We start from the raw sequence: 25,910 nt of genomic DNA on the forward strand, positions 1-25,910 counted from the left end.
GTAACCCGTTCCATGCTAAACCGGATGCTGCAATTTAAGCGGTGATGGAGTTTGAATGCGTTTGATTTGCCTGAATGGTTGGGGCGGAAAGCTCCATGACGAGCTTGTTCCCTATATCTCCGCGTCCGATCCCGACATTCTATGTTTGCAGGAAGTGGTGCATACACCGGCAGCCGAAGAGGACTGGCTGAGCTATCGCGATGACGGTAGGGACCTGCCACAAAGGGCGAACTTCCTTCGCGATGTCGAAGAAGCCCTACCCGATCATCTTGCAATCTTTTGCCCGGCGGCACAGGGTGACCTCTGGCACGGGGAGACACGATATCCCTCACAATGGGGGCTGGCGACTTTCGTGCGTAAATCCATCGCCATTGTTGCGCAGGCTCAAGGTTTTGTGCACGGCTGCTTTTCTGCGAATGGATACGGAGATCACCCGCGTTCGCGCACGGGCCATGCTGTCAGGGTTTTCGACTTCACGACCGGCCAGCCAGCCGTCATCGCCCATATGCATGGGCTGCGTGACCCCAACGGTAAACACGATATTCCCGCCCGTCTGATGCAGGCAAAACGCCTCGTGAAACTCGTCAAAGACATCGCGGAGGATGGTGACCGGATCATCGTCTGCGGCGATTTTAATGTTCTGCCTGAGAGCGACACCTTCACGGTATTGAAGGAACTGGATCTCATCGAACTCGTCACAACACGTGGTTTCACAGACACGCGCACCTCGCACTATGCCAAACAAAACCGTTTTGCAGATTACATGCTGGTCAATCCGGTTGTGCAGGTCGATCACTTTGATGTGGTGAGACAGCCAGAAGTCTCGGATCATTGCCCCTTGCTGCTCGAATTCAGCTAGAGGCTTAAGCCGCCTTATCGGTCGTTGTCTTCATCACGGTTTGGTCAGCGCACGAGCCGGATATCGCTCGTCACCACCGTCTTGCCGGTCCTGCCGTCCTTGTCGGTGGTGCGAAGCCGCAGGCCGTTTTGTCCAACTTTTTCGATTGTCATGGCTGCGACGCGGTCACCGTTGATGTCGCGGTTCCAGCGAACCGTCAGATTGATTGCATTTCCCTGTCGCGTACCGGAAAGGGCAGACGGTCGGCCGGAGGGTCCGGTGTAAGCGCCGCTGTAACGTCCACCTTTCTCCGACAGGTCGGCTGCAATTGCGCGCCTGACCACCAGAAGCCCACGGCATGTGCCGGACATATTGAGCGACGAGGTCCCCGCTTTGGAATTCAGCGTACAATTGACGTTGATTGGCGGCGTGCCAATGCGGGTGATCACGGTTCCCTTACCCGCCCATGTGCCTTTCAGCGACGAGAGGAATTCGCGTTCGTCCGCTAATGCCGGCTGCACACCGAGCAGCCCTGCAAAAAATAAACTCGTGATAGCCGTCGTTTTCATGGCGCGTATCCAATTTTTCACGAAGACTAACTCGCTTGCACCGTCAAACGTTCCTCCGGTTTATTTAGCAACTATCAAAAAATTCGAGAGGCTCATGTTTCTATCGTGCCGATGCAACCAAATGCAGGCATAGATGTTTCTCGCCAGCGTCGATCAATTTCTGATCACTACCGCATATTTTCGGAGCATATTTCATGACGACGATCGGCGTTTTGGCACCGCGCGGCAGCCTCCCCTCCGGCGGTCTGCCCCGCAGCGGTGGTATGTCAGACCGCGCGCTTTTTGCCCTTGCGGCGCTTAATTTCTTTCTGGCCGATGCCCGCGACGGGCTAGGGCCGTTCCTGGACGCATTTTTGGCGACACAGGGCTGGTCATCGCTTTCGCTGGGGATGATTGCCACGGTCGGTGGCCTTGTCGGTCTGCTTGCCACACCGCTCTGCGGCGCGTTGGTGGACGGCACGACGTGGAAAAGAACGTTGATTGCCATCCCCGTCGTTCTCGTGACCGTCGGCGCGCTGATTACGCTGATTTTTCCCGATGCGTGGATCGTCTGGACCGGCCAGATCATGACTGCGGTTGTCGGCGCCGTCGTGGGACCGGCTCTGGCCGGACTGACGCTTGGTTTGGTCGGTGAACGCCTGTTCTCCCGTCAGATATCGCGAAACGAATTCTGGAACCATGGTGGCAATTTCGCATCGCTCTTTGCCACTTACGTTGCCGTTTCCTTCTTCGGCCTTCATGGCGTCATCGGGCTGATGCTTCTGACGGCTGCCGGCGCACTTGTTGCCGCCGCCGCCATCGACCCCGACAGGATCGACCACAAGGTGGCGCGAGGCCTTGGCGAGGACAAGGGCGAGCCGGGGCCCTCAGGCATCAACGTGCTGCTTCACGAACGCGGTCTGATATTCCTCGCGATCATTCTTCTTATCTTCCACTTCGGCAACGCGCCGATGGGGCGGCTTATCGCGCAGAATTTCGCCATCGAACTGCAGACACCATTCCGCACGACAGCGATCATTACTGGCGTCGCGCAATTTGCCATGATCTTCGTTGCGGCCCTGGCGCCGTGGCTAATCCGTCGCTTCGGTCTTGCGACGGTGTTCCTGATCGCGCTTGCCGCCCTGCCGATCCGCGGTCTGCTGGCTTCCGCCTTCACCGATTTCTGGGTAATCTTTCCGGTACAGCTGCTTGACGGTATCGGTGCCGGCCTTCTGGGCATCGTGACGCCTGTGGCCGCCGAACGCATTCTCAAGGGAACAGGCCGGTTCAATGTCGGCCTTGCAAGCGTCATGATGGTGCAGGGCATTGGTGCGTCCCTCAGCAACGTCGTTGCCGGCTGGCTGGTCACCAAAGGCGGTTACGCCCTTTCGCACTTGGTCGGCGGCGGCATATCGGCCATCGCCATCGCTCTCTTCTTCATCTACCGAAACGAGATCGCCCCGAAGCAGGCCAACGAAGCACTGCCTCAGTAAACCGTACAAATAAAAAAGGAGGCCTCACGGCCTCCTTCAGCCAACTTGCGCGAATGTCGGTTATCCGACGAAAGCACGCTCGATGACGAACTCGGCAGGCTTGTTGTTCGCACCTTCGTTCAGGCCGGCCTTTTCAAGAAGCTCCTTCGTGTCCTTCAGCATGGCCGAAGAACCGCAGATCATGCCGCGATCGATAGCGGGATCGAGTGCGGGAACACCCAGATCCGCAAACAGCTTGCCGTTCTCAATCAGCGAGGTGATGCGGCCCTTGAAGGGATAATCCTCGCGCGTGACCGTCGCATAATGCTTGAGCTTGTCGCCGACGATCTCGTTCAGGAATTCATGGTTCCTGATTTCCTCAACCAGATCGAAACCGTATTTCAGTTCGGCCACATCGCGGCAGGTATGGGTGAGGATGACCTCTTCGAACTTTTCATAGGTCTCGGGATCGCGTATCAGGCTTGCGAAAGGTGCGATGCCGGTGCCGGTCGAGAACATATAGAGCCGTCTGCCTGGTGTCAGCGCATCCAGAACCAGAGTGCCTGTCGGCTTCTTGCGCATAAGCACGGTATCGCCGGGCTTGATCGCCTGAAGATGCGAGGTCAGCGGGCCATCCGGAACCTTGATCGAGAAGAATTCAAGTTCCTCGTCCCAAGCAGGGCTGGCGATGGAATAAGCGCGGTAGATCGGCTTTTCGCCGACCATCAGGCCGATCATGGCGAATTCGCCGGAACGGAAGCGGAAGCCGGCCGGACGCGTCATGCGGAAACGGAACAGGTGATCCGTATAGTGCTCCACCGACAAAACTGTCTCGGCGTAAACACCATCAGGTATCTTGATCGCGAAATCTTCCGTCTTGGCTGGCGCGTTCATTTCAGGTTCCGTCCATTCATTCGATAAGCGACATTCTTCGACCGGGCAATTATACCATTTTTGCCGCGGTTTGAAGGCATGAGAATATCAATACTGCCATGCGCGCAGAAAATATGCATATAAAACTCATATTTCCGCGCAACGCGTCATTGGGCCGCACGGCGGCGCCAGCTATAGGCCTCTCCACCGTTGGCCGGAAGGGCCGTCGGCTGGTAATAGACCGGGATTTCCGGCAGGCGATTTTCGGACAGGCGGCGGATCGCCGTCTCGTTCGTCACCGCAAAGCTGGTGAAGCCGGTGCGCAGCATCAGCGGCACCTGGTCGATCAAAACATCGCCAACCGCCCTCACCTCGCCGGCAAAATCAAGACGGCTGCGCAGCAACGAGGCATGGCTGAAACCCCGCCCGTCATTGAAGGCCGGGAAGCTGACGGCGACAAGGTCGATACGGTCGAGATAGGGCTCGAGCCGGGTGACATCGTCGGCAGGCGCAATCAGAACGCCGAGGCCGACATCATTGCTTTCAGCCGCACGGACAAGGAAATCAGCAAGCGACAGCACCGGTTTCTGCTCGGCAGTTGCCTTCACTTCTTCCGTTTCGATCACCCAGGGATCATTTTCCACGAAGCCGTCGCGGTTCCAGATTTTCGTCATGGCAATCTCCTCAGGCGGCTTCAGCGGCGGAACCGTAGAGCGCATCCTTGAACGGCTGCGGTCCGACGCGGCGATAGGCTTCGAGGAAGGTTTCTTCCTTCGAAAGACGCAAGCCCAGATAGGTGTCGACGATAGTTTCCACCGCGTCGGTCACTTTTTCCGGCTCGAAACCACGGCCAATGATCTCACCAATCGAGGTGTTTTCATCACCCGATCCGCCAAGCGTGATCTGGTAGAGTTCCGCACCCTTCTTCTCAACACCCAGAAGGCCGATATGGCCGACATGGTGGTGGCCGCAGGCATTGATGCAGCCGGAAATCTTGATCTTAAGCTCGCCGATTTCCGCCTGACGCTCCGGCGCGCCAAAACGGGTAGAGATTTCCTGCGCCACCGGAATGGAGCGCGCATTGGCAAGCGCGCAATAGTCCAGCCCGGGACAGGCAATGATATCGGTGATCAGCCCGGCATTGGCAGTCGCCAGTCCAGCTCCTACAAGTGCGCGATAGACCGGCTCGAGATCGGCCAGTGCCACATGCGGCAGGATGATGTTCTGCTCGTGGCTGATGCGGATTTCGTCAAACGCGTATTCGGCGGCGATATCGGCGACGAGTTCCATCTGCTCGTCAGTCGCATCGCCGGGAATGCCGCCAATCGGCTTCAGGGAAATCGTCACCATGCCGTAGTCCGGATGCTTATGCGGCTGGACGTTCTGCTCGACAAAACGGGCAAAACCCTCATCCGCCCGCTTCCAGCGCGCCAGGCTCTCCCAGCCTTCAGGACGGTCCTTCAATGCTGGCGGTGCGAAATACGCGGTAATGGCCGCAATATCGGCATCCGGCAGCTTCAATTCGGTGTTTTTCAGCTCCGCGAATTCAACCTCGACCTGGCGGGCCAGTTCTTCTGCGCCGGTTTCATGCACGAGGATCTTGATACGCGCCTTGTACTTGTTGTCGCGGCGGCCGTGCAGGTTGTAAACGCGCATGACGGCCGTGGTATAGGACAGCAGGTCTTCTTCCGGCAGGAAGTCGCGGATCTTCTTGGCGATCATCGGCGTACGGCCCTGCCCGCCGCCGACATAGACGGCAAAACCGATCTCGCCCTTGTCGTTCTTTTTCAGATGCAGGCCGATATCGTGAACCTGAATCGCGGCGCGGTCGCGCTCGGCGCCCGTTACAGCGATCTTGAACTTGCGCGGCAGGAACGAGAACTCCGGATGCACGGAAGACCATTGACGCAGGATTTCCGCATAAGGACGCGGATCGGCGACCTCGTCTGCGGCGGCGCCCGCGAAATGGTCGGCGGTCACGTTGCGAATGCAGTTACCCGAGGTCTGCAGCGCATGCATTTCCACGCTTGCCAGTTCGGAGAGTATATCGGGCGTGTCGGACAGGCGCGGCCAGTTGTACTGAATGTTCTGGCGGGTTGTGAAGTGGCCGTAACCCCGGTCATATTTGCGGGCGATATGGGCCAGCATCCGCATCTGCTGCGAATTCAGCGTGCCGTAGGGAATGGCGACGCGCAGCATATAGGCGTGGAGCTGGAGATAGACACCGTTCATAAGGCGCAGCGGCTTGAACGCGTCCTCGGCAAGCTCGCCGGACAAGCGGCGCTCGACCTGATCGCGAAACTGTGCCACGCGGCCTTCAACAAATGCGTGATCGAACTCGTCGTAACGGTACATATTCTTCCTCAGACTGCGATGAATGCTGCATCGGCCGGCTTGAAGCCGTTGGCATAGTGCATGGTCGGGCCAGCGGCGCGAATGCGCTCACGAAGCCGCGTCGGCCAAAGCTTGCCATTCTCCTCCACCACGTCGATGACATTCACGTCAACGACCTTGTTGGCGGAAAAATCCCGCTTGCCAATTTCCTCGAACGAAGCGACGGCCTCTGCGTGGCGGGCGACGATTGCGTCCTGCAGGTTCTCCGTCCATTCGCCATTGGCATCGAGCCATACAGCGATCCCATCGCCCAGGCGGTTGGCGGTCAAAACCTTGTCAGCCATTTGCATACTCCCTTTTAAGGTTCGCTGGCCGCGCAACAAGTGCGAGCGCCTCGGACCTGTCAAAATTGGCGCCCGCCACCGCATCGCCGATGATGACCATGACCGGACCGGTCAGTTCGTCGCGATGTTCGAGGTCGGGCAGATCGTTCAAAGTGCCATGCAGCAGGCGGCGATCCGCGCGGCTGGCATTTTCGATGACGGCTACGGTCGTTTCCACGCCCAGACCTGCCTCTATCAGCCTCGTCGCGACCGACGCGGCAACGCTGCGGCCCATATAGACAGCAATGGTAGCGCCGGAGACGGCAAGCCGCGCCCAGTCCGGCAGGACATCGCCAGTCAGATCGTGGCCGGTGGTGAAAATCAGCGACGAAGCGACACCGCGCAGCGTCAAGGGCAATTCGAAATCCGCAGCAGCGGCGAAGGCGGAGGTGATGCCCGGAACGATCTCGTAACCTATACCGGCATCGCGCAGCGCCGCCATTTCCTCTCCCGCCCGGCCGTAGACCAGCGGATCACCGGATTTGAGGCGCACGACGCGCTTGCCGTCTTTACCAAGACGCACCAGCAGGCGGTTGATCTCATCCTGCGACTTGCTGTGGCAGCCCTTGCGTTTGCCGACGGACAGCCGCTCGGCGTCGCGGCGCCCCATGTCAACGATTGCCTGCGGCACTAGCGCATCATAGACGATCACATCCGCTTCCATCAGCACGCGCTGCGCGCGCAGCGTCAGCAAATCTTCAGCACCGGGACCAGCGCCCACAAGCCAGACGCGGCCTTCGCTGCGCTCGGGCGATTGCAGCAAACGGTCAGCGGCATGGCGGGCGGATGATGTATCACCGAGAGCGACGGCATCTGCGACAGCACCGGAAAAGAACCGGCGCCAGAAATTGCGCCGCAACGCGCCCTTGGGAACATTCTGCTCGGCGGCGTCACGATATTGCACGGCGAGGCGCGCAAGCTTGCCCAGCGACGGAGACAGCATCTGATCGATGCGTGCACGGATCATCTGGGCAAGAACCGGGCCTGCGCCTTCGGTGCCAATGGCGATGGCGACGGGTGCGCGGGCGACGAGTGCCGGCGTGAAGAAATCGCAGAACTCCGGCTGATCCACCGCATTGGCGGGGATTTTCTTGGCGCGCGCAGCCGAAACGATCTCACGGTCCAGTGCCTCGTCCCCAGTGGCGGCAAAAACCAGCGTTGCGCCTTCAATCAGCTGGCTTGCGAAACCCAAGGCCCGATGATCGATGCCGTTTTCGCTGATATAGCGCGCAAAATCCGCTTCCGGCTCGTCGGCATAAGCAATGATATGTGCATTGGTATTGGCAAGCAGCCTTACCTTCGCAAAGGCCTCGTCGCCATTGCCGAAAACAGCGACCTGCCGTCCCTCAACCCGGAAGAACGCGGGGAAGGTCGAAAGGCGATCGCCAGAAGCGGAAAAATCATGTTCGTTGTGCATCGGGCATTTATCCCGCATTGCGGCGCAAGATTGAAGAAACAGAAATTCAAGCCTTTCCGACACCTGGATTTTTATTTCTCGAACACCCCTGTTTTTGAGGAAAACTAACCGGCGCACCTTTATCAACCCTGTCGAACGCCTCGAAATCCCATGAGAATCCCTTGACAAATTAGGCCCTCGCGCCGAACAAGAAGGGACTATTTTCGTCGATTTCTCCATGCAAAAACCGCTTCACTCTGAGGCGGTACGAAGGATCAGACCCTTGACCAGCTCGACAATTGCCGCCCGTCTTCTCGATGTTATCGAACACGATATCCTGCCCCTGACGGCGCGCGGCGTCAGCCTCGGCAACAAGGTTTTCGGTGCGGCGATCCTGCGCAAATCCGACCTGTCGCTGGTGATCGCGGAGACGAATAACGAGTTGGAAAACCCGCTCTGGCATGGCGAAGTGCACGCGCTGAAGCGGTTTTACGAGCTGGGTGAGAAACCGAACACCAAGGAATTGATTTTCCTTTCCACCCATGAACCCTGCACCATGTGCATGTCCGCCATCACCTGGGCCGGCTTCGACAATTTCTACTCCTTTTTCAGCCACGAGGATTCGCGCGACGCTTTCGCCATTCCGCACGACCTGAAAATCCTCAAGGAAGTTTTCGGGCTGGAGCCGGGCGGGTATCGCCGCAGCAACGCCTTCTGGAACTCTTTCTTCATTGCCGATCTGGTGGAGAGCGAAGACGATCCGCTGAAGACCGAGCTGAAGGCGCAGACGGCCCGCATCAAGGCTGCCTATGACGAGCTTTCCACCAGCTATCAGTCATCGAAGAGCGGCAACGATATTCCGCTGAACTAGAGCATTTCTAGACGGTTTTCCGCCTGGATATGTATGAAAATAAAGAACGAAGGTTTGAAAGACTATGGAAGCCTCGAAGGATATTTCCCGCCTGATCGAGATCATGGAAGCCCTGCGCCAGCCGGAAACCGGCTGCCCCTGGGATGTCGTCCAGACCTTCGAGACGATCAAGCCTTACACCATCGAAGAGGCTTATGAGGTTGCCGACGCCATCGAGCGCAGGGATATGGACGATCTTTGCGAAGAACTGGGCGACCTGTTGCTGCAGGTGGTTTTCCATGCCCGCATCGCCGAGGAACGGGGCGAATTCGCCTTTGGTGACGTGGTTGAGGCCATGACGTCCAAAATGATCCGCCGCCATCCGCACGTCTTTGCCGTTTCCGCCGCCAATACGCCTGACAGCGTCAAGCTGCAATGGGACCAGATCAAGGCCGAGGAAAAGCGCGAGCGTGCGGAACGCCGCGCCCGCCGCGGTATCACCGAGGATTTCAAGGCCGGCTTTTTAGGCAGTGTGCAGCGTAGCCAGCCGGCTCTGACCGAGGCCCTGAAGTTGCAGGAACAGGCTGCGCGTGTCGGTTTCGATTGGTCGGATCCAGCCCCCATTCTCGACAAGATCGAAGAGGAAATCGCCGAACTGCGTGAAGCGCTGGCGGAGGGGAAGCCGGAGAAGGTCTCTGATGAACTTGGCGATCTCATCTTCGCGCTGGTCAATATCGGCCGTCACGTCAAGGCCGATCCGGAAGACGCGCTGCGCGGCACCAACACGAAATTCCGGAGGCGTTTCAATCACATCGAGACGTCGCTCACCGAAAATGGCGAAACGCTTCAGGAAGCGAGCCTTGAGAGAATGGAAGACCTGTGGCAGGCGGCAAAACGCATCGAACGCTCGCTGGATATGGTTTCGTCCTGATAACCCAGATATGCCGAAAAATTCAGAGCGCCCGGTGCTTTCGACAGTGGTGACGAAAATCTAGACCTCTCCTGCGTCACGCTCTGGCCTGCCCCGAGCATCTGCGACGTCCTGATTGTATCTGTGTGTCTAGATCCTTGGGACAAGCCCAAGGATGACGTTGAGTATAAGGGAATATACCGCAATCGTTCTGGGAGCGTTTACTGCTCCCAGTCTTCCCGCTCGCGGATGGTTGCCTTTCCAAGCTTCCGTTCCAGCTCGGTGGCCTGCGCTTCCGACAGGCGCACATCAAGGGAAACCGAACCGTCCTCATTGTCTTCGCGGCTATCCACGATGGAGTTGCTGTAGACCCATGAGATCAGCGGCAATTGCTCGACGGAGAGGACAACAGTCGTTTCCGTCAGGACACCTGACAGACGGCCGGAAATCTCGTCCATCAGGGCATCGACGCCCTCGCCCGTGACCGCCGAAACGGCACGAATATCGGAGCGGCCCTCGGCACGTTCAATGATGGCGTCATGCGCTTCTGGTTCGAGACGATCGACCTTGTTCCAGACCTCGATGATGCGCTTTTCGGCTTCCTTCTCGTCAATACCGAGATCGCCAAGAATGCGCAGCACATCGGCCGACTGGGCGGCATTATCCGGATCGGACATGTCGCGCACGTGCAAAATAAGATCGGCTTCCAGCACCTCTTCCAGCGTTGCGCGGAAAGCGGCGACGAGATGTGTCGGCAGATCGGAGATGAAACCGACGGTATCGGACAGGATAACCGTGCGGCCATGCGGCAGCTTCATGCGGCGCAAGGTTGGATCGAGCGTCGCGAACAGCATGTCTTCCGCCAGAACGCCAGCGCCGGTAATGCGATTGAACAGGGTGGACTTGCCGGCATTGGTATAACCGACCAGCGCCACGATCGGGTGCGGCACCTTGCGGCGCTTGGCGCGGTGAAGCTGGCGGGTGCGCACCACCTGCTCCAGCTCGCGCTCGAGCTTGACGATGCGATCCTGCAGCAGCCGACGGTCGGCCTCGATCTGCGTTTCACCCGGACCCCCCATGAAACCCGCGCCGCCGCGCTGGCGTTCAAGGTGGGTCCAGCTTCTGACGAGGCGGCCCTTCTGATAGTTCAGATGCGCAAGATCGACCTGCAACGTGCCTTCCTTGGTGGAGGCGCGGCGGCCGAAGATTTCGAGGATCAGGCCCGTCCTGTCGATGACCTTCGCATTCCATTGCTTTTCAAGATTGCGCTGCTGCACCGGAGTCAAAGGATGATCGACGATCACCAGACCGGAATTGGTTTCATCCAGAAGATGGCCGATTTCCTCGATCTTGCCGGTTCCAAACAATGTCGCCGGACGCGGCTGGTTGACCGGCACGACAAGACCTTGCGTCACCTCAAGATCAATGGCGAGCGCCAGCCCCTTTGCTTCCTCAAGCTTGGCCTCAACAGACCGTACAGGAGAAACCGGACCCGCCACAGCATCACGGCTTTCGCGCTGCTGCTTGAGGACAGGCACAATGACCACCGCACGCATGTCGTCGCGGTGCTTTTCCTGTTCGGGAATGATCGATTCGTTCGAGGTGTCGCGCGTCGTAATGGGTTCAGCCTTATCAAGAAATGACATTGCAGCCGACCGCATCCGTGCGGACGACTATCTGGATTAACCTGATTGAACCGGAAATGTTCCCGGTTCAGGTCAGCTTATATCGAAGATACCGTTGAGGGAGCCTGATCAGGCTGCGCCTTCTTCGCTCTCGAACATCTGCATCGGTTGGCCGGGCATGATGGTGGAGATCGCATGCTTGTAAACAAGCTGCGAGTGACCGTCACGGCGCAGAAGCACGCAGAAATTATCGAAGGAAGTGACAACGCCCGTCAGCTTGACGCCGTTGATCAGGAAAATCGTGAGCGAAATCTTTTGCTTACGAACGGTATTGAGGAAAAGATCCTGAAGGTTTTGAGAACGTTCCGCCATGGCGCCGCTTCTTTCTTTTTTGCCGGCAGGGATACCGGAAAATAATCAATCAATAATAAGCCGGCCGAGTCTAGTCCCCCGCTTGGCCGACCTGCAACTCTGGTATCAAATCGTGTCCTGTTCCGCAACGGCGAAAACAGCCGAATGAGTACGAGTATTGACCTGCTTTTTCGATTCGAAACAGTCAGAAATATTGTATCGAAACCCGGAAAAGCTGTTCCACGTCGCGCACCGCATCGGCAGATGCAAACAGCACGACGCGGTCCTTCGCCTTGATCTTCGTGCTGCCGTCCGGGCGGATCACCACACCGTCGCGATAGATCGCGCCGATGCGCACGCCATCAGGCATATCGATGTCACGGAAGGACTGGCCGACCAGCGGCGAAGTCTCCAGCGCCTCTGCCTCGATTACCTCTGCCGAGCCGCGCTGAACGGCATAAACCGACCGGATACGGCCCTTGCGCACATGCTGGAGAACGCGCGAAATGGTAACGGCCCTGGGATTGATATAAGCGTCGAGACCGAGTGAATCCGCAACCTCGTGAAAGGACGAGCTGTTCAACAATGCAAGGTTGGATTTGCAGCCGAGCTGCTTGGCCATCACCGCCGCCAGTATATTGGTCTGATCGCTGTTGGTGAGCGTCACGATCAGATCCGCATCCTGAATATCGGCCTGCAGCAAAATCTTCTGGTCCAGCGCCGAACCATGCATAACAATGGTGTTGCTGAGCTGTTCCGATGCGGCAATAGCCCTGTCGCGATCCGCCTCGATGATCTTTACCCGCGTCTTAGGCTGCAACTCCTCGATCTTCTGCGCGACGAAGTGGCCAATATTGCCGGCGCCCGCAATGACGATGCGCTGCGCCTCCTGCTCCTCATGGCCGAAGAGGCCAAGGGTGCGGCGTGCGTGCTGGCGCTGACAGATGACATAAGCGAGGTCGCCGACGCGCAGCTGCTCGGAGGAGTGCGCGACCTTGAGGATGCCGTTCCGGTAGACACCCACCACGGTTGCGATAAGGTCCGGAAAGAGGTTGGAAAGCTGCTGCAGTGGCGTGTTGATGACCGGGCAGTCCTCCATGCACTCGATTGCCAGCATGAAGACCGTGTCGTCGGCGAAACGCACGACATCGGTGGCACCCGGAAAGGCGATGCGCCTGAGTACCATCTTGCCGACTTCGACTTCAGGCGAAATCGTCACGTCGATCGACATGTTTTCGCGGCTGAACAGATCGGCATATTCCGGTTTCAGATAGCTTTGGTCGCGGATGCGGGCGATCTTGGTCGGAACGCTGAACAGCGCATGCGCAACCTCGCAGGCGACGATATTGATCTCGTCATGCAGGGTCACGGCGATGATCATGTCGGCCTGGTCCGCACCCGCCTTTGCCAGCATGTCGGGATGGGCGCCATGGCCGACATAACCGCGCACATCCAGCGTCTCTGTAATGGCGGTAATGAGGGTCGCGGAGGTATCGATGACCGATACCTCATTATCCTCGCGCGACAGTTGTTCGGCAATGCCGTAACCCACCTGCCCTGCGCCGCAAATGATGACTTTCATGCTGTCTCTCTGACGGAATAATCGATTACGACGACTTGGGCCTTCGTCTCTTATACGCCGAGAGATTTCAGTTTGCGATGCAGTGCCGATCTTTCCATGCCGACAAATTCCGCCGTTCGCGAAATATTGCCGCCGAAGCGGTTGATCTGGGCAACCAGATAGTCGCGCTCGAACATTTCACGTGCTTCGCGCAACGGCAGGGTCATGATGTGCTGATCGCCTTGCGCCGAAATCTTCGGCAGCATGTCGCCAATATCCGCCGGCAACATGTCTGCCGAGATTGGTGCCTCACCGCCTTCGGGGCGTGCCAGAATCATCAGCCGCTCGATATTGTTGCGGAGCTGGCGAATGTTACCCGGCCAGTCATGCGTCTGGAGAACGGCCATGGCGTCATCGCCGATCTTGCGCGGGCGGATGCCGGCCTGTTCGGAAATCTGCCGCATGAACATGTCGACGAGGAAAGGAATATCCTCACGCCGCTCGGACAGCGCCGGCACCTTCACTGGCACCACGGCGAGGCGATGGTAAAGATCTTCGCGGAACTGGCCTTCGGCGATCAGGCTTTCGAGGTGATGGGCGGTTGAGGAGATGATGCGTACATCCACCTTTACCCGCTTGCCGCCACCAACGCGCTCGAACTGCTGATCGACCAGCACGCGCAGGATCTTGTTCTGGGTTTCGCGCGGCATCTCGCCGACTTCATCGAGATAGAGAACACCGCGATGGGCTTCTTCCAGAGCGCCCACCTTGCGCGGCTGCCCGGGCAGACCTTCGGTACCGAACAAGGCGATTTCCATGCGGTCCGGCGTGATCGTCGCAGCGTTCAGCGCAACGAAAGGTCCTGTAGCACGCGAGGATTTCTTGTGCACCATGCGCGCCACCAGCTCCTTTCCGGAACCGGAGGGGCCGAGAATCATGATGCGGCTGTTGGTGGGCGCCACGCGGTCAATGGTCTGGCGAAGTTGGGAAACCGCAAGCGACGCGCCGACGAGTTCAACCGCGTCGCCAGTGCGCTTCTTGAGTTCCTGCACCTCCCGCTTCAGCTTGGAGTTCTCCAGCGCGCGTTCGGCAATCAGGATCAGGCGGTCTGCCTTGAACGGTTTCTCGATGAAATCGAACGCGCCGCGCTTGATGGCGTTGACGGCGGTTTCGATGTTACCATGACCGGAAATCATCACAACAGGGATATCGGGATGGCGGCTCTTGATCTCGTCCAGCAGGGCCAGACCGTCGAGCTTCGACCCCTGCATCCAGATGTCGAGAAAGATGAGACGCGGAACTCGTTCGGAAATGGCGGCCAGCGCGCTGTCGCTGTCGAACGCCATGCGCGTCTCGTGGCCTTCATCGGAAAGAATACCCGCTACGATTTCGCGAATGTCCGCCTCGTCATCCACGACCAGAATATCAGACGCCATATGCTGCTTCCTTGTTATTTTTGCCGCCGACCGCCTCGATATAGGGCAGCAGCACTCTGATCATGGCACCGTGGCCATGGTCGAACTCCGGCGGGGCATCGTGGAGTTCCAGATACCCGCCATGCTCTTCGATGATTTTCTTGACGATGGCGAGGCCGAGGCCCGTGCCCTTGTCCCGCATCGTCATATAGGGTTCGAGAATGCGGTGACGGTTCTCGACGGGCAGGCCTCTGCCATTGTCGATGATGTCAGCCACGAACCGCGAATTGGCCTCGTCGAAGGATGCGCGCACCAGGATTTTGCCTGGCCGCTTTTCGCCTTCCACCGCCTCGATCGCTTCAGTTGCATTCTTGATGAGATTGCCGAACGCCTGTCCCAGCATGCGGGCATCGAACATGCCCTCCAGCGGGACATCGCCAAATTCCGTCGAGAATTTCGTGTCGGCGGCGCTTATTTCGCGCAGGAATGCCGCGTCCTTCAAGATCGAACGGAGGTCCGACTTTTCCTTCGTGGGCTTCGGCATGCGGGCAAAGGCCGAGAATTCATCCACCATACGGCCGATGTCACCAACCTGCCGGACGATGGTGTCCGTACACTGGTCAAAGATGGCGCGATCGTTCTCGTCGATCTGCTTGCCGAAGCGTCGTTTGATGCGCTCAGCGGAAAGCTGGATAGGTGTCAGAGGATTCTTGATCTCATGCGCAATACGCCGCGCGACGTCGGACCAGGCGGTCGAGCGCTGGGCAATGACGAGATCGGTGATATCGTCGAGCGTGATGACGAAGCTGTCGCGGCTGTCGCGCGCATCCTCACGGGTCACCTGCACATTGAGCGTCCGTTCCGTGCCGCGCCGCATGATGTTGATCTGCTTGCGGAAATTGCCGCGCGACCAGGTGTTGGCCTCGGTCACGACCTCTTCGATTTCAGGCGCGATATCAGATAGTTGCGCACCGATCAGCTGGTCGGAGGAAAGCGCCACGAATTCTTCAGCCGAAGGATTGACGATGGTGATCCTGCGATTTTCATCAATGCCGATAACGGCGGCGGTAACGCCCGACAATACGGCCTCGATGAAGCGGCGGCGATCATCGATGTCGTCTTTCGCTTCAATGATCTGTTCCTGTTGGCTGCGCAGTTCCGAGACCATCTTGTTGAAGGTGCGCGACAGGCGGCCAACGTCGCCATCGATGGCGCGAACGGGAACCAGCACATGCATGTTCCCGGTGGCGACACTGTCTGCGGCGCTGATGAGGAGACGGATAGGACGCACGATACGGTCGGCCACCGCAATCGCGGTCCAGATCGCCGCCAGAAGCACGATCAGCGCGAAACCGAGATAAAGGATTGCAAACGCAATCTGCAACGGCGCACGGCCGGCCTCCATCGCCTTGTATTCGGCACGGTTCTCTTCCATCAGCCGCATCGCGCCCATTACCTTGGGATCGACGGCACGCACGGTGTAAAGAAACGTACCGCTGATGCCCTCGAGCTTGATGATGGCGCCGACGAGATTGGTGATGCCAGGCGGAATAAGGGTTGGTTGACCAGCGGCGGCCTTTTCAAGCGCATCGTGCGGAATGGCCGGAAGCGGCTTTTCCGTCTTGATATCGGCTTGCGCGACGGCGTCGCCGTCTTCCTGCACCAGGAATGCGCCGAGAAGACCACGGCCCTTGGCCTGCCGGGTCATGAGATCGACGAAGCCGGTGCGGTCGAGATAAAAGAGCGCGCGATTGCGGTCGAGGTCGGTGGCCATCGACAGGGTCTGCCCCTGAAGATAACCGGCATTCTCCATCATATAGGCCTGGGCGATATTGCTGGAGGAATCGACGATCGACTGGGTACGTAGCGCAAACCAGCGGTCGAGACCGACATTCAGCGTCAGACTGGCGAAGATGGCGACAAGAACGGCCGGTGTAATCGCAACGATGGAAAACAGCACGACGATGCGCACATGCAATCGTGCCGCCGCCCTGCCCTTTTTCCGCGCTTTCAGCAGGCGGTTGATTTCCCGACCGATGAGAAAGATCAGTCCGATCACAAAGACCGAATTGATGACGACCGAGGCGATGACGACATTCGATGTCGGCGCAATCGGTGTTACGCCCAGAAGCACGAAAAGTGTCAGTATGGCGCAAACAAGGGCGACACCGGCAAGCACCAGCCCCGGCAGAGCGAAAGACATCCTGCGATCGGCTACCACCATTCCCGCTGCGTCTTCGGCAACGGCTTTTTCGGCGGCGGGTTTCCGCATGCATTTCTCCCAATCGCTGGCTAGCCAGCACCACATTCATGAAAATGGGCGAATCCGCCTCGTGCCGGCGAATCTCTCTCCATCCTAGTGTTTTCCAAGCAACACAATGTGGCGAAAATGCAACGACAACCGCGGCCTTGTCAACATTCTCAGCTGGGGCGGGAGCTGCGATACACGGAAACGCCAAGCTCGCGAATCTTCTTGCGCAGCGTATTGCGGTTGAGGCCGAGAAGATCGGCAGCCTTGATCTGGTTACCGCGCGTCGCCGTCAGGGCGGCGAGAATGAGCGGATATTCCAGTTCACGCAGAACACGGTCGTAGAGACCTGGCGGCGGCAGGCCTTCGCCGAAACTTGCGAAATAATCCCGCATGTTTTCCTCGACCGCCTGCGAAATGGTCAATGAGCCGGTGCGGACCGCCATCTTGTCGAGCGGGCTGTCTGGAACATCCGACTGCAATTCCTGCTCGATGATCTCGCGGGTGATGACTTCCTGCGGATAAAGCGCCATCAGGCGACGGATCAGGTTTTCGAGTTCGCGCACGTTGCCGGGCCAGGCATAGGCTTTCATGACTTCCAGCGCCTCGGTCTCGAATCGCTTTCCTTCCAGCCCCTCCTTTTCACCCGTCTGGATGAAATGGCGCACCAGATCGGGAATATCCTCAGCGCGGTCGCGCAGCGGCGGCAGCCGCAGCGGCACGACGTTCAGGCGGTAATAGAGGTCTTCGCGGAAAAGGCCCTGGTTGATCGACTGCTTCAGGTCCTTGTTGGTGGCGGCGACGATGCGAACATCGGTCCTGATCGGCGTGCGTCCGCCCACCGTCGTATATTCGCCCTGCTGCAATACGCGCAGCAGCCGCGTCTGGGCGTCCATTGGCATATCGCCGATTTCGTCGAGAAACAGCGTGCCGCCCTCGGCCTGTTCGAAACGGCCGGTCGAGCGGTTCTGCGCGCCGGTGAAGGCGCCCTTCTCATGGCCGAACAGTTCCGATTCGATCAGATCACGCGGAATTGCCGCCATGTTGATGGCGACGAAGGGGCCGTTGCGGCGCTTGCCGTAATCATGCAGCGCGCGCGCCACCAGTTCCTTGCCAGTGCCGGATTCGCCGGTAATCATCAGCGTCAGATCGGTCTGCATCAGGCGGGCGAGAACCCGGTAGATTTCCTGCATGGCGGCCGAGCGGCCGACGAGCGGCATGCCGTCCTGCATATCGTCGTCCAGTTTGGCGGGCTTGCGCTTCGGCTCCGACAGGGCGCGGCCGATGATGGCAATCAGCTCTGTCAGGTCGAACGGCTTGGGCAGGTAATCGTAAGCGCCCTTTTCCGAGGCCTTGATCGCGGTCATGAAAGTGTTTTGGGCACTCATCACCAGAACCGGCAGGTCCGGGCGGGCCTTCTTGATGCGCGGAAGCAGATCGAAGGCGTTTTCATCGGGCATCACGACATCGGTAACGACCAGATCGCCCTCGCCGGCAGAAACCCAGCGCCAGAGCGTTGCGGCATTGGACGTGATGCGCACATCGTAACCGGCACGGCTGAGCGCCTGATTAAGCACGGTGCGGATTGCGGCATCATCATCGGCGACGAGGATAGTAGCTGTCATCTGTCATTTCCTGTCGAGTTCGGCAAGATGCGGTCGTCCAACGCCACTTCAGGCGAGACGGGCATCAATACGCGGAAAGTCGTGCGATGGTTCTGGCTGTCGCATTCGACGATGCCGCCATGGGCGCCGATCAGTTTGGCGACAAGCGCCAGACCCAGGCCCGAACCATTCGTCTTGGTGGTAATGAAGGGGTCGAAGAGATGCGGCAGGAGATCGGCCGGCACTCCCGGCCCATTGTCATGGACGCAAAACTCAAGCGGCAGCGAGATGCGTTCGCGGCTGCCCGCCACGGACATGCGCATGCCGGGACGATATGCCGTCGTCAGCACGATCTCGCCCTCCGACTGATTCCCGACGGCTTCCGCCGCGTTTTTCACCAGATTGAGAAAGACCTGCACCAGCTGGTCGCGATTGGCATAAACCGCCGGCAGCGATGGATCATAATTCTCGGAAATCTTGATGTTGCGGGCAAAGCCAGCCTTGGCTATGGCCTTCACATGGTCGAGCACCGAATGGATGTTGACCGGCACGCGGTCCACCGGACGCTCGTCGGAAAACACTTCCATGCGGTCGACCAGCGAGACGATACGATCGGTCTCGTCGCAGATCAGCCGCGTCAGCGCACGGTCCTCATCGGCAACCGATGTCTCGAGAAGCTGCGCGGCACCACGAATGCCCGAAAGCGGGTTCTTGATCTCATGCGCCAGCATCGAGGCAAGGCCGGTGACAGAGCGTGCAGCAGCCCGATGGGTCAATTGCCGGTCGATCTTGTCAGCCATCGATCGTTCCTGGAAGACGACGACAACAGACCCCGGCTCGCTGACAACAGGCGCGACATAGAGATCGACGAGCTTGTCCTGTCCAAGCCGGGGGGAGCTCAGATCGACCCGATATTCATTTACCGGCGCGCGGCGTTCCCGCACCTGATCGATCAGCGCAAGCAGCGGACTGCCGAAGGGAATGAAGGTGGAGACGCGGTAGCGGGCGAGATGGGAGGCGCTGGCCCCGAAAAAAGCTTCTGCTTCCCAATTGGCAAAAGCGATGAAACCTTCGGCATCCACCAGAATAACGGGATTCTGCACCGCGTTCAGAACCGCCATGGCGAGCGGGTTCGCATCTGCCGGGCTGTGTTTATCAGCGCTCATGCGGCCTTCCTTGCGGCTTCTTCGCCCGCATTGTCGCAAAGGGCGGAGCGCAGCAGATCAGCCACTTCCCCCGTATCACGCGATGTCATGATTTTAGCCTTGTCGGTGGTGGCGATCTCCGTCGCGAAACGGTCGAGATACCAGCCCAGATGTTTGCGGGCATGCCGAAGACCGGCTTCCCTTCCATAAAATTCGAGCATCATGTCGTAATGTTCGACGGCGATATCGGCAATATCGGCGCGTTGCGGCGCTGCGTGTCCGGCCAGTACCGCCGGCAGCCAGGGTTGACCCTGTGCACCGCGACCGACCATAACGGCATCCGCGCCGGAACGGCTGAGGATTTCACGCGCATCTTCGGCGGTCTCGACATCGCCATTGGCGATCAGCGGCACGGAAATCACCTCGCGCACGGCGCGAATGGCATCCCAGTTCGCCCGTCCTTCGTAAAACTGCATGCGGGTGCGGCCGTGAATGGTGATGAGCTGGACGCCAGCGGCTTGAGCGCGGCGAGCAATTTCGGGTGCATTGATGGTGTTTTCATCCCAGCCGAGCCGCATCTTCAGCGTCACGGGCACATCGACCGCGCCGACGGTCGCCTCGATCAACGACAGCGCATGGTCAGGATCCCGCATCAAGGCTGAACCGGAGTACCCGCCCGTCACCTTCTTGGCCGGACAACCCATATTGATGTCGATGATGCCAGCGCCATTGTCAGCCGCAATTTTTGCCGCTTCCGCCATAAAATGCGCTTCGCGCCCGGCGAGCTGCACCATATGCGGAACCATCCCGGCATTTTTCAGCCGCGCCCAGGATTCCCCACGATTGGCGACAAGTTCCCGGCTTGCGACCATTTCAGTCACCACAAGGCCCGCGCCGTAACGCCAGGCGAGCTGACGGAAAGGCAAATCTGTCACGCCCGACATAGGCGCCAGCACTGCGCGATTACGGATCGCGACTGAGCCTATGCTGAACGGGACTGACAACTCCGGAAGGGGCAAGTGATGATCTTTCGTGCAGAAGAGTTATATGCATTATTTTTAGACAGTGTTTGCGCAGTTGCCAAGCACTTTTACAGGGTTGCACCTTTTATTTGCGCGTGGCCTGCCTGCCTGTTTTGCTGGCGGCGGCAATTTGTGCAGGTTTGAACAAACGGGATGACCGATCCTGCGGCATGTGGGTGCGGGTGGGCGGCTTATCGGGCTGGCCATTCGGGTTTTGAAACGCTAGAGCAGGACTGTCAACCATTAAGGGTTGCGCACAAAGCATAAGACCAATGCAGGAAAGTACTATGAAACTCGGCATCGTCGTTGTCGCCGCAGGACGCGGAGAAAGAGCCGGCTCCCCCGAGGAAGGGCCGAAACAATATCGCCCGATCGGTGGCAAGGCCGTGATCGAGCATACATTGTCGACCTTTCTTGCCTGGGCAGACACATCCCCTATCGTGGTCGTTATCCATGCCGACGATGCGGCACTCCTGTCACCAATCCTTGAACGGCTGAATGCCGGAAAGCGGATCGTCACCGTCACGGGCGGCGCAACCCGGCAGCAATCGGTGCTCGCCGGTCTGGAAGCGCTGGCCGCGCAAGACCTCACACATGTGATGATCCACGATGCCGTGCGGCCTTTCATCGCCGTGGACATGCTGGAACGCATCGTGGCGCTGCACAAGGCGGGCGCTGTCGGCGTTCTGCCTGCCCTACCTGTCACTGATACGCTGAAGCGTGGCGCAGGCGATTCTGTCGCGGAGACAGTTTCAAGGCAGGGTCTTTATGCGGCGCAGACACCGCAAAGCTTCGGCTATGGCGAAATCCTCGCCGCGCATCGCGCTGCTGCCACATCTGGAAAAACCGACTTTACCGATGACGCCTCGATCGCTGAATGGGCAAGTCTGCCGGTGACGCTGACCGAAGGCTCGGTCGACAATGTGAAACTCACTCTCAAGCGGGATATCGCCATGGCCGATGAAAAGCTCTCCTACGGACTGCCTGACGTGCGCACCGGCAATGGTTACGACGTGCACCAGCTGGAAGCAGGAGACGGTGTGACACTGTGCGGCGTCTTCATCGAACACGACCAGAAACTCAAAGGCCATTCGGATGCCGATGTGGCGCTGCATGCGCTGACGGATGCCCTGCTCGCCACCTGCGGCGCTGGCGACATAGGCGATCACTTCCCGCCTTCCGATCCGCAATGGAAGGGTGCCGCTTCGCGCATCTTCCTCGAACACGCGGCCAAGGTAGTCCGCGGCAATGGCGGCACGATCATGAACGCCGATGTCTCGCTGATTGCCGAAGCGCCGCGCATCGGACCGCATCGGCAGGCCATGCGTGAGGCGCTTTCCGACATGCTCGGCATCGCGCTGGAGCGCTGCTCGGTCAAGGCGACCACCAACGAGACGATCGGCTTCGTCGGCCGCCGCGAAGGTATTGCTGCGATTGCCACTGCCACTGTGGTCTACAAGGGCAGACCGCTATGAGCCTGTTTCCTGCGGATATAGAAGAACTGGCGCGGCGGATCATTTCTGACTTTACCGCCGGCGGCTTCATGGTCTCGACGGCGGAAAGCTGTACGGGCGGCCTGATTGCTGGTTCGCTGACGGAAATCGCCGGCTCTTCTGCCGTCGTCGATCGCGGCTTCGTCACCTACACGAACCAGGCCAAGATGGACATGCTTGGGGTTGGAACTGAGACGCTGGCGAATTTCGGCGCCGTATCCCGACAGACCGCGCTGCAAATGGCGCATGGCGCGCTATTTCGTTCCCGGGCGGATTTTGCCGTGGCCGTGACCGGCATTGCCGGTCCGGGCGGAGGTTCGGCTGAAAAACCGGTGGGGCTGGTGCATCTGGCCGCCAGGTCGCGCAGCGGTAAAATCCTGCACCATGAAATGCACTACGGAGAGATCGGGCGCACGGAAATCCGTCTTGCGACCATCAGAACGGCGCTCGAGATGCTGATTACCCTCAATCAGGCTGGGTCCGCGTAGATTTTATCGGCGCGGGTCTCGAAGGCTTCGGCGAACATGCGGAAGGCCCTGTCGAACATCGATCCCATGACCGCACCGAGCAGCCGGTTCTTGAATTCATACTCGATGAAAAAATGAATGGCCGAGCCGCCCTCTGCGGAGGCTTCAAAACGCCAGCGATTGTCGAGATATTTGAACGGGCCGTCGATATATTTCACGTCGATAGCGCGCTCTGCCGGGTTCAGCAGCACCTGCGTGGTGAAGGTCTCGCGAATGGCCTTGTAGCCCACCGTCATATCAGCCACCAGCAGAGTCTTGCCGTCCCGCTCCTTGCGAGAGCGGATGACCAGCGCTTCGCAAAGCGGCAGAAACTGTGGATACTTCTCCACATCGGCGACGAGGTCGTACATGCGGTCGGGCGAGTGTTTTACAAGGCGATGCGTTTCGAACTGTGGCATGAGCGGGAGTTAATCCTCGACAACAAGAAGATCAAGAAGGCGGCGAAGCTGTTTTCGGCTTTTAAGCTGGAATACCGGCACGTTGGGACCATAAAGCGCGAAATTCTGCTCGAAGATCGGAGCGTGTCGGCGTTCGAAATTCCAGATATAGCGCAGGAAATCGAGATCCAGTCTTTCGGGGCAGCCTTCAGCCATTTCAGGACGCGCCTTGCCATACCCCTTGGCAATCCGGGTGATGGCGCCCCAAAGGCAAAGCCAGCGCGGCATGCGCACCCAAAGGATGATGTCGGATCTCGGCAGACGCATGTCGAAAGACGATGGATTGCTGCCGTCCATCAGCCACCGGTCTTTGGTGACAATGGCGGCAATCCTTTGCCGCTGTTCTTGGCGCGGGCGTGCCTGCCAGCCTGGCAACCAGAAAATATCGCGATCCATGGAAATGTATTCAAATCCAAAGCGTCTTACGAGCTTCCGGGAAAGCGTCGATTTTCCGCCTCCGGAGCAACCGACGACCGAAATACGCTGCGCAGATGCGATAATCGCAGCCGCGTCCTCCACGTTTTCAAGATAGTTCGGCATCGAATAAACCTCGTCTTCGCCACCATGCCATTTTTAAATAGCGCGGCTATTACTCTGCGGCGGCATGGCCGGCGTCCGATGTTACGGAAATTTAACTATTGCAACCCCCTCGCAGGGATTGCTATTTATTTGCGACTAATATTACACCCATGGGATGCAACGGCGCTGGAACCTCCCATTTTCACCGCGCTTATTCATCCCTGGGTTCACACCCACATAACCCGCTTTGAGCCACTGAGTGAGCCGATGGACGATTTTTCCAACATCATCAACCTTCTCGAATCCGCCAAGCAACTTGCATCGATGAACGAAATGCCGATGCTTGCCTATCTCATCGACGTTGCGAAATGCGAGGCGAGAGAGAACAAGCCGGTTTTGCGCAAGCGCAAACGCGGCGAATCGACCGCCAAGGAAGAATGTTAGACGCCGGCTCGATAAAGCCGGCTGGCCCAATCTTCAAGACGATGTCATAATCAGGAATGAAATCGGCCGCTTTTCGAGGCGGCCGTTTCTTTGCACGATGGAAATGACAATCTCATGATCGCCGCATCCGCCGATATCAGGACCTATACGCAGGAGAGACCGAAGGAACGGCACGGCTTCGTGCAGATCGTTCTTCCGGTCTCGGGATGTCTGCGGATCGATGTAGCAGGGCTACAGGACGAATTGTCCACCGGGCGCGCGGTCTTCATTCATCCCAACACATCGCACACACAGGAAGCGACGACGATCAACCGGTCGCTGGTGGTCGATATCGACGAAACTGCTGTTCCCGAACAGGTGCTGGAGAGATTTGTCCACAAGCCGTTTCTCGATATCGCACGGGATACACGGCAGCTGATCGCTTACATGCGCGGCGTCATCGGATCGGATGGGCCGCGTGAGGATATTGCCAACCTCTGGGCACCGCTCCTGATCGACAGCCTTGCGACTGAAAAGACCGATATCCGCCACCGCCTGCATGCGCTGGGCGAGATCGTCAGAGCGGAGCCATTTTTCCCCTGGACCGTCGAGACGCTCGCATCCTGCGCCGCGATCAGCGATAGCCGCCTGCATGCGCTGTTTCTGGAAGAGTTCAGCCTCCCTCCTCACCGCTGGCTTGCAGAGCTGCGCATGGACAAGGTCTGCGCATTGCTGCGCCACTCCACATTGCCGATTGCGGAAATTGCCTTGCGGGCCGGCTTCTCCGACCAGACGGCACTGACGCGCGCCATGCGCAACGCGATGGGCAAAACGCCTGCCGCTTATCGCCGGGCCTTCGGCATTCACTGAAAGCACAGCACCTCTTCTCTCAGGAGTTTTTGTCAAGACAGCCGTACGTGGCTGTGGCACATCGCGGGCAATCGTGAATGCGGATGTGACATGACATGAACAAGACAAGCCTCGGTGTTATCTACGGCATGATGGCGGGCGCACTCTGGGGTGCGATCTTTCTCGCCCCGAAACTCGTACCGGATTTTTCCGCCCTGCAACTGTCGACGGCCCGTTACCTGACCTACGGGCTGATTTCGCTCGTCATCATCGGACCGCGCCTGAAACGGGTATCGGCCCATTTCGGTGCGCGCGAATGGATCGCGCTCGGCTGGCTGAGCATGATCGGCAACATCGCCTATTATGTCTTCATATCAACGGCGGTGAAACTGAGCGGCGTTGCCTTCACGTCCATCATCATCGGCTTCCTGCCGGTTGCCGTCACCATCATCGGCACGCGCGATCATGGCGCGGTATCGCTCAAGCGTCTGTGGCCGTCGCTCGCCTTTGGCGCAATCGGCATTATCGGCATATCCTGGCAGTCGCTGACGGAAAGCGATGCGGGGCTGGATGTATCCCGCCTGATCGGGCTGGCCTGTGCGCTTGGCGCGCTCGCCTCATGGACGGCCTTTGCGGTTGGCAATGCCCGCTGGCTGTCACGCCTTCACGATGTCAGCGCCGACGACTGGAACATGATGACGGGTGTGGTGACCGGCGGGCTGGCGCTGGCGCTCGCCATACCGGCCTTTGCTTTCGGCGGGGAAAGCCATAGTTCCGAGGACTGGCTGCATTTTGCGGCCATCGCCGCCGGTCTCGGGTTCACCGCATCCATTCTCGGAAATGCTCTCTGGAACCGCATGAGCCGCCTGCTGCCGCTCACCATGGTTGGGCAGATGATCCTGTTCGAGACGCTCTTTGCCTTGCTCTATGGTTTCCTCTGGGAAGGTCGTGGGCCAACAATCGTCGAAGTCCTGGCGATTTGCTCAGTCGTGCTGAGCGTCATCCTGTGCATGCGCGCGCATCGGCCGGAGAAGGTTGTGGTCTGACTTCAGGTGAAAACAGCAACATCATCCTCGGGATAGGCCCG

At 58.7% G+C, this 25,910-nt stretch carries 25 protein-coding genes; 9 read left to right on the forward strand and 16 right to left on the reverse strand.

Translation table 11 applies throughout. The annotated features are described in order from the left end of the window. Positions 1-55: 55 nt before the first annotated feature. Positions 56-859 carry an endonuclease/exonuclease/phosphatase family protein gene (locus tag FB593_RS02500; RefSeq protein ID WP_113473209.1) on the forward strand — a complete coding sequence of 268 codons (804 nt, stop codon included), beginning with the start codon at positions 56-58 and terminating at the stop codon, positions 857-859. Between the two features lie 44 nt (positions 860-903). Here the strand turns inward: FB593_RS02500 and FB593_RS02505 are convergent, their stop codons facing one another. Further along, positions 904-1,407, reverse strand: coding sequence for a hypothetical protein (locus tag FB593_RS02505; RefSeq protein WP_013636046.1), 504 nt, complete (start codon positions 1,405-1,407; stop codon positions 904-906). Between the two features lie 194 nt (positions 1,408-1,601). On the opposite strand from FB593_RS02505, the gene FB593_RS02510 reads away from it, so the two are divergent. Further along, positions 1,602-2,879 (forward strand): MFS transporter, encoded by a 1,278-nt coding sequence (locus FB593_RS02510; protein WP_113473210.1) that lies wholly within the window; start codon positions 1,602-1,604, stop codon positions 2,877-2,879. Between the two features lie 60 nt (positions 2,880-2,939). Here the strand turns inward: FB593_RS02510 and FB593_RS02515 are convergent, their stop codons facing one another. The 5 genes from FB593_RS02515 to cysG all read right to left on the reverse strand — a co-directional run bounded on the left by FB593_RS02515 (position 2,940) and on the right by cysG (position 7,865). Continuing rightward, positions 2,940-3,752, reverse strand: coding sequence for a ferredoxin--NADP reductase (locus tag FB593_RS02515; protein WP_003512938.1), 813 nt, complete (start codon positions 3,750-3,752; stop codon positions 2,940-2,942). A gap of 146 nt (positions 3,753-3,898) precedes the next feature. Next, a complete protein-coding gene (locus FB593_RS02520; protein WP_038492802.1) occupies positions 3,899-4,405 on the reverse strand; it encodes a DUF934 domain-containing protein in 507 nt (168 codons plus the stop codon). Positions 4,406-4,415: 10 nt separating this feature from the next. Beyond that, positions 4,416-6,086 (reverse strand): nitrite/sulfite reductase, encoded by a 1,671-nt coding sequence (locus FB593_RS02525; RefSeq protein ID WP_003512935.1) that lies wholly within the window; start codon positions 6,084-6,086, stop codon positions 4,416-4,418. Positions 6,087-6,094: 8 nt separating this feature from the next. Further along, positions 6,095-6,409 carry a DUF2849 domain-containing protein gene (locus FB593_RS02530; RefSeq protein ID WP_003512933.1) on the reverse strand — a complete coding sequence of 105 codons (315 nt, stop codon included), beginning with the start codon at positions 6,407-6,409 and terminating at the stop codon, positions 6,095-6,097. Next, the gene (gene cysG, locus FB593_RS02535) at positions 6,402-7,865 is read right to left on the reverse strand and encodes a siroheme synthase CysG (protein WP_113473211.1); all 1,464 of its coding nucleotides are present in this window, start codon (positions 7,863-7,865) and stop codon (positions 6,402-6,404) included. Before cysG ends, FB593_RS02530 begins: the two co-directional genes overlap by 8 nt. Positions 7,866-8,127: 262 nt before the next feature. Here cysG and FB593_RS02540 point away from each other — a divergent pair, with 262 nt between their 5' ends. Next, positions 8,128-8,715, forward strand: coding sequence for a deaminase (locus FB593_RS02540; protein ID WP_038490910.1), 588 nt, complete (start codon positions 8,128-8,130; stop codon positions 8,713-8,715). A gap of 64 nt (positions 8,716-8,779) precedes the next feature. Further along, positions 8,780-9,625, forward strand: a complete 846-nt coding sequence (gene mazG, locus FB593_RS02545; RefSeq protein ID WP_145166303.1) for a nucleoside triphosphate pyrophosphohydrolase — start codon at positions 8,780-8,782, stop codon at positions 9,623-9,625. A 200-nt stretch (positions 9,626-9,825) separates the two neighbouring features. Here mazG and hflX read toward each other — a convergent pair whose 3' ends face one another. From hflX to dusB, 8 genes are all read right to left on the reverse strand, one after another. Beyond that, positions 9,826-11,250 (reverse strand): GTPase HflX, encoded by a 1,425-nt coding sequence (hflX, locus tag FB593_RS02550; protein WP_019565550.1) that lies wholly within the window; start codon positions 11,248-11,250, stop codon positions 9,826-9,828. A gap of 108 nt (positions 11,251-11,358) precedes the next feature. Continuing rightward, the gene (gene hfq, locus FB593_RS02555; RefSeq protein ID WP_003496145.1) at positions 11,359-11,601 is read right to left on the reverse strand and encodes an RNA chaperone Hfq; all 243 of its coding nucleotides are present in this window, start codon (positions 11,599-11,601) and stop codon (positions 11,359-11,361) included. A 184-nt stretch (positions 11,602-11,785) separates the two neighbouring features. Then, a complete protein-coding gene (trkA, locus tag FB593_RS02560; RefSeq protein ID WP_003512920.1) occupies positions 11,786-13,162 on the reverse strand; it encodes a Trk system potassium transporter TrkA in 1,377 nt (458 codons plus the stop codon). Between the two features lie 50 nt (positions 13,163-13,212). Further along, positions 13,213-14,577: a sigma-54-dependent transcriptional regulator gene (locus FB593_RS02565; protein WP_003512918.1), complete on the reverse strand. Its 1,365-nt coding sequence runs from the start codon at positions 14,575-14,577 to the stop codon at positions 13,213-13,215. Next, positions 14,567-16,828: a sensor histidine kinase NtrY-like gene (locus tag FB593_RS02570; protein WP_145166304.1), complete on the reverse strand. Its 2,262-nt coding sequence runs from the start codon at positions 16,826-16,828 to the stop codon at positions 14,567-14,569. Before FB593_RS02570 ends, FB593_RS02565 begins: the two co-directional genes overlap by 11 nt. 149 nt (positions 16,829-16,977) lie before the next feature. Beyond that, positions 16,978-18,429, reverse strand: a complete 1,452-nt coding sequence (gene ntrC / locus FB593_RS02575) for a nitrogen regulation protein NR(I) (RefSeq protein ID WP_003512914.1) — start codon at positions 18,427-18,429, stop codon at positions 16,978-16,980. Next, the gene (locus FB593_RS02580; RefSeq protein ID WP_003512904.1) at positions 18,426-19,574 is read right to left on the reverse strand and encodes a two-component system sensor histidine kinase NtrB; all 1,149 of its coding nucleotides are present in this window, start codon (positions 19,572-19,574) and stop codon (positions 18,426-18,428) included. Before FB593_RS02580 ends, ntrC begins: the two co-directional genes overlap by 4 nt. Continuing rightward, positions 19,571-20,557 (reverse strand): tRNA dihydrouridine synthase DusB, encoded by a 987-nt coding sequence (gene dusB, locus FB593_RS02585; protein WP_255610144.1) that lies wholly within the window; start codon positions 20,555-20,557, stop codon positions 19,571-19,573. The genes FB593_RS02580 and dusB overlap by 4 nt, the downstream gene beginning before the upstream one ends. A gap of 305 nt (positions 20,558-20,862) precedes the next feature. On the opposite strand from dusB, the gene FB593_RS02590 reads away from it, so the two are divergent. Both FB593_RS02590 and FB593_RS02595 read left to right on the forward strand, forming a co-directional pair. Beyond that, positions 20,863-22,050 (forward strand): bifunctional 2-C-methyl-D-erythritol 4-phosphate cytidylyltransferase/2-C-methyl-D-erythritol 2,4-cyclodiphosphate synthase, encoded by a 1,188-nt coding sequence (locus tag FB593_RS02590; protein WP_111799050.1) that lies wholly within the window; start codon positions 20,863-20,865, stop codon positions 22,048-22,050. Then, the gene (locus FB593_RS02595) at positions 22,047-22,556 is read left to right on the forward strand and encodes a CinA family protein (protein WP_013636037.1); all 510 of its coding nucleotides are present in this window, start codon (positions 22,047-22,049) and stop codon (positions 22,554-22,556) included. Before FB593_RS02590 ends, FB593_RS02595 begins: the two co-directional genes overlap by 4 nt. On the opposite strand, the gene FB593_RS02600 is transcribed toward FB593_RS02595, so the two are convergent. Beyond that, the gene (locus FB593_RS02600) at positions 22,538-22,993 is read right to left on the reverse strand and encodes a type II toxin-antitoxin system RatA family toxin (RefSeq protein WP_003512897.1); all 456 of its coding nucleotides are present in this window, start codon (positions 22,991-22,993) and stop codon (positions 22,538-22,540) included. The two genes, FB593_RS02595 and FB593_RS02600, sit on opposite strands and share 19 nt — an antisense overlap. Positions 22,994-23,002: 9 nt before the next feature. Further along, a complete protein-coding gene (locus tag FB593_RS02605) occupies positions 23,003-23,572 on the reverse strand; it encodes an AAA family ATPase (protein ID WP_113473213.1) in 570 nt (189 codons plus the stop codon). 246 nt (positions 23,573-23,818) lie between these two features. Here FB593_RS02605 and FB593_RS27425 point away from each other — a divergent pair, with 246 nt between their 5' ends. The 3 genes from FB593_RS27425 to FB593_RS02615 all read left to right on the forward strand — a co-directional run bounded on the left by FB593_RS27425 (position 23,819) and on the right by FB593_RS02615 (position 25,869). After that, complete coding sequence (locus FB593_RS27425) at positions 23,819-23,995, forward strand: hypothetical protein (RefSeq protein WP_003512893.1); 177 nt, start codon at positions 23,819-23,821, stop codon at positions 23,993-23,995. Positions 23,996-24,109: 114 nt separating this feature from the next. Next, positions 24,110-24,844, forward strand: coding sequence for a helix-turn-helix transcriptional regulator (locus tag FB593_RS02610; RefSeq protein ID WP_145166305.1), 735 nt, complete (start codon positions 24,110-24,112; stop codon positions 24,842-24,844). A 95-nt stretch (positions 24,845-24,939) separates the two neighbouring features. Then, positions 24,940-25,869, forward strand: coding sequence for a DMT family transporter (locus tag FB593_RS02615; protein WP_145166306.1), 930 nt, complete (start codon positions 24,940-24,942; stop codon positions 25,867-25,869). The last annotated feature ends 41 nt before the right edge of the window (positions 25,870-25,910 follow it).

The organism is Rhizobium sp. SJZ105 (assembly GCF_007828365.1).
Lineage (GTDB): Bacteria > Pseudomonadota > Alphaproteobacteria > Rhizobiales > Rhizobiaceae > Agrobacterium > Agrobacterium tumefaciens.